At 46.6% G+C, this 4,468-nt stretch carries 4 protein-coding genes, 1 pseudogene and 1 other annotated feature; all 5 genes and pseudogenes read left to right on the top strand.

The window, feature by feature from the left end; all coding sequences use genetic code 11:
* A pseudogene (locus tag STRDD11_RS13710) lies at positions 1 to 305 on the top strand (hypothetical protein); the annotation flags it as partial.
* A 95-nt stretch (positions 306 to 400) separates the two neighbouring features.
* Positions 401 to 488, top strand: a sequence feature (ribosomal protein L21 leader region).
* 35 nt (positions 489 to 523) lie between these two features.
* Complete coding sequence (gene rplU / locus STRDD11_RS09795) at positions 524 to 838, top strand: 50S ribosomal protein L21 (RefSeq protein ID WP_128837171.1); 315 nt, start codon at positions 524 to 526, stop codon at positions 836 to 838.
* A 15-nt stretch (positions 839 to 853) separates the two neighbouring features.
* Positions 854 to 1,198: a ribosomal-processing cysteine protease Prp gene (locus STRDD11_RS09790; protein ID WP_128837170.1), complete on the top strand. Its 345-nt coding sequence runs from the start codon at positions 854 to 856 to the stop codon at positions 1,196 to 1,198.
* A 17-nt stretch (positions 1,199 to 1,215) separates the two neighbouring features.
* The gene (gene rpmA, locus STRDD11_RS09785; RefSeq protein ID WP_128837169.1) at positions 1,216 to 1,509 is read left to right on the top strand and encodes a 50S ribosomal protein L27; all 294 of its coding nucleotides are present in this window, start codon (positions 1,216 to 1,218) and stop codon (positions 1,507 to 1,509) included.
* A gap of 294 nt (positions 1,510 to 1,803) precedes the next feature.
* Positions 1,804 to 4,468: glycoside hydrolase family 3 protein (locus tag STRDD11_RS09780; RefSeq protein WP_164828461.1), on the top strand; the 2,665-nt coding region annotated here is incomplete at its 3' end.

Below are 4,468 nucleotides of genomic sequence, written 5' to 3'. Positions count from 1 at the left end.
TATTCGTTGCATTTCCTTATTACGAAGGGTATCGTATTGCAAATGGTGTTTGGCGCTATCATTATTTTACAAATCAAGAAACCAGCGGGGAAACTATTTTAGTAACAAATATTGAAGCCGATAGTGGCAGAAAGTCTAACTTCTCAAGAGTTACCATGACAGTATATGTAAACAGCGAAAAACGAATCGTTAACATTTCAAACTCTAACAAAGCTCTTGTTCGAAATTTAAGAGAAGAAAATAAAAAATCGATGATATTGAATGGAGAAGTTAATAAAGAAGGAAAAATTGTTTTTATTCGCTAAAATCTCCAAGAGAAGTCTGAAAATCCGTTTTCATTGGTTGAAAATCCTTGCCAAAAAGCAGCAAAAGTGCTATACTTATAAAGTTGACTATGCACATTCCTGTGCAACCGCTCGAACATCGTCCGCTCAGATTTGAGCCCTAAGTGGTTCGTCCCACGATGCTAGGCGAGTCTTCACAAATTCTGGGGAAACCCGCAAAAATCCATAGGAGGTGCATAATGAGCACATACGCAATCATTAAAACTGGCGGAAAACAAGTTAAAGTTGAAGTTGGTCAGGCTATCTACGTTGAAAAATTGAACGCTGAAGCTGGTCAGGATGTTACTTTTGACGAAGTTGTTCTTGTTGGTGGTGAAAACACTGTTGTCGGAACTCCTCTTGTTGCCGGAGCGACTGTTGTCGGAACTGTTGAAAAGCAAGGTAAGCAAAAGAAAGTCGTAACTTTCAAGTACAAACCTAAAAAAGGCAGCCACCGCAAACAAGGTCACCGTCAACCTTATACAAAAGTTGTCATCAACGCTATCAACGCTTAATTTTAAGGAGAGCAAATGATACAGGCAGTCTTTGAAAGAGCCGAGGACGGCGAACTGAGGCGTGCAGAAATCACTGGTCACGCCGCGAGTGGCGAATACGGTTTTGATGTTGTTTGTGCGTCCGTTTCGACGCTGGCCATTAACTTTGTCAATTCAGTTGAGAAATTCGCAGGCTATGAACCAGACTTAGAATTAAACGAAATAGAAGGCGGTTATCTGAAGGTTGAAATCCCTCAGGACTTACCGCCGCACCAAAGAGAAATGACTCAGCTTTTCTTTGAATCATTCTTCTTGGGAATGGCAAACTTATCGGAGGACTCGTCTGAGTTCGTCCAAACAAGAGTTATCACAGAAAACTAACACGGAGGAAAAACATTATGTTGAAAATGAATCTTGCTAACTTGCAGCTGTTCGCCCACAAAAAAGGTGGAGGTTCCACTTCTAACGGACGTGACTCACAAGCGAAACGTCTTGGTGCTAAAGCAGCTGACGGCCAAACTGTTACCGGCGGCTCTATCCTTTACCGTCAACGCGGTACCCACATTCACCCAGGTGTTAATGTCGGACGCGGCGGTGATGATACCTTGTTTGCAAAGGTTGAAGGCGTAGTACGCTTTGAGCGCAAAGGACGCGATAAGAAACAAGTTTCTGTTTACCCAATCGCGAAATAATGCAGAGAATATTCCCATGCTCGGATGTTGAGCGTGGGAATTTTTTTTGAGGAAAAGACATGGCGAAGCAATGACTGAAAAAATCCTTAGAGTCTTCAAACCAAGCCAACGCAGCCTATCACTCATTCATTTTCAAATAGGATAGATTGAAGTGGTCCGATAGACTATTCTCCGCTAAAGGTAAACTAAACGACCATATATGGTAAAGAAAGAGCAAGGAATGTAATCGTTTACAGAGTCTGGCTTTTATGATATTATTATAGATATAAAATACAAGCAAAAGGAGTTTTTCTTATGAAAAAATACAGATTATTGCTATCTGCGGCTCTTTTATCGACTGTAGCTTTTGCCAGTGCAGAAATCGCAGCAGCCGAATCTGCTGCAGCTGTGCCGCAAGGAGAATCTCAGCCAGATGCTGCTCTTGTTTCTGCAGAATGGAGCAAGGCCTCTGCTGAGCCAGCTGCTTCTGAAACAGCGGTTCAGACTGATGCTGGAAGTGCGCCAGCTGTTTCACTGAGTCAGCCTGCCGCTCAGTCTGCCGCAGCGGCCGAGGCTGTTTCGCAAGCTCAGTCTGCTCTGACCCTTTCTGATAGGGATACCGGATCGAAAAGCAGTGAAGCCGCTAATCAGCAAAGTTTGGATGATAAACTTCAAGAACCTGAACAAAGCCAGGAAATTTCGGAAAAAGTCCGATCTCTTCTTTCTGAGATGACGATTAGGCAGAAAATTACTCAAATGCTGATGCCGGATTTCCGCAAGTGGCAGCAAAGCGGGGAAGCGGGCCAGACTGATATGACGGAGCTGAATAAGGAAGTGGCAGAAGCCATTGACAAATACGATTTCGGCGGTGTTATTCTTTTTGCTGAAAATGTTAAAGGAACCGCACAGACTTTGTCTCTGACTCAGGCCTTGCAGGAGGCAGCAATCAGCAATAAAGCACAGAACGGCAGCCTGCCTCTGCTGCTGGCTATCGATCAGGAAGGCGGCATTGTCTATCGGCTGGGCAGCGGAACGGCTCTTCCGGGCAATATGGCAGTCGGAGCTACACGCGATCCAGAACTGGCTAAAGAAGCAGGACAAATCATCGGCCGTGAGCTATCAGCTCTGGGTCTGAATGTGGATTTTGCGCCGGTTTTTGATACCAATAACAACCCTCAGAATCCCATTATCGGCCTTCGCTCTTTTTCTTCTGATCCGCAGGTGGTAGCCCGTCTGGGAGCGGCTATGATGAAAGGAATCCAGGATTACAATGTAGCAGTTGCAGCCAAGCACTTTCCCGGCCACGGCGATACAGCGGTAGATTCCCACACAGGTCTGCCTTTGGTTGACAAATCCTACGCCGAATTAGAAAAGTTAGAACTGCTGCCCTTTAAGGCGGCTATTGACAAGGGTGCTGATATGCTCATGACGGCCCATATCCAATACCCGCAGATTGAAAAAGATACAGTTATTTCCAAACAAAGCGGAGAAACCATTTATATACCGGCGACCTTATCTGATGATATCATTACCGGCATCGTGAGAAAGAAGTTTGGCTACAAAGGGGTGGTTGTCTCGGATGCTATGGGAATGGATGCCATTGCCCAGAATTTCGGTGAGTCAGAAGCTGCTGTCATGGCCATGAAGGCCGGGGTGGATATTGTGCTGATGCCGACTGTCTTGCGCAGCCGATCTGACTTGGCCAAGATTGATAACATCATTGATGAGATTGAAAAGGCGGTTCAAAAAGGGGAGCTTCCAGAAAGCAGGCTGGATGAATCGACCGCCCGTATCCTGAGCCTGAAGGAGAAGCGCGGTGTACTGGATTTCAATCTCGCTGACAGGACAGAGGCCAAGGCCTTATCCAGTGTTGGTTCCGATCAGAATCGGGAAGGAGAGAGAAAAATTGCAGCCAGAGCTGTGACGGTGGTCAAAAATGATGAGACCATTCTGCCTTTTAAGGTCAAATCCGGTGACCGAATCTTGCTGCTGGGGGCCTATGATAATGAGTTGCCGGGCTTAGAGCTGGGGGTGAAGCGCCTAAAAGCTGACGGCGTGATTCCAGAAGGCGTGAGTTTCGAAACAGCCCGCTACAGCAGCAGTACAAGCCTTGATGAGCTGAAAGGGAAAATTGATCAGGCCAGTCATATCATTGTGGTTTCAGAGATTGGCCGCCAGGCTCAATTAGCCAGCGATGTTTGGCTGACCAAGGTGCCAACGGAAGTAGTGGACTATGCCAACGCCGCAGCAAAGAATGCTGTTGTTATGAGCATTTCCAAACCCTATGATGCAGCCAATTATCCTAAGGCCAAGGCTATTGTAGCTGTTTATGGCAATAAAGGAATGGACCCGACAGAAGGGCTGAGACCGGACAATGCCTTCGGTCCTAATATTCCTGCTGGTGTTGAAGTTATTTTCAACGGCCAGGAGCATATCGGGAAGCTGCCTGTGGATGTGCCGGCTATCAAGGACGGTCTGATGTCTGGGACAGAGATTGCCTATCCTATTGGTCACGGTCTGCTCTATAGCGACCCAGTAAAAAATATCAAGCTGCATGTACCCAATACCGTTAAAGCCGGTGATTCTTTTACAGCAAGGCTGACGGCAGGGAATCTGAATGGTTTGGACAAACAAACTTACCAACTGGTATTGACGGTGGATGCCCAGCATTTCAGCCCGCTTCCGAGTGATAGCTATACAGTTGACGGGGATACCATTATCATCCGCAGAACTGCCGGTGACAGCCAGCCGATAATGATTGAACTGAAAGCATTGGCAGCAGGGCAGTTCAGCCCTATCTCAACAGTCAGGGTCATTGACAGCCAAGAAAGAGTATTTTCGATGGGCAGCGGCTACTACAATTCTGTAAAGATGCAGGTAACAGCTGCTAGACAGGAAACTGCTGGCTATCCTCAAGGGGGACAGCAGCCACCAGCACCGCTTGACTCTTCTCGGCTTTCTGCCTCCAGAAGAAAAAACC

The sequence above is a fragment of the Streptococcus sp. DD11 genome (genome assembly GCF_001578865.1).
GTDB classification, from domain to species: domain Bacteria; phylum Bacillota; class Bacilli; order Lactobacillales; family Streptococcaceae; genus Streptococcus; species Streptococcus panodentis.
The sequence above is the reverse complement of the archived record's forward strand: the minus strand, read 5'-3'. Positions and strand labels throughout refer to the sequence as shown.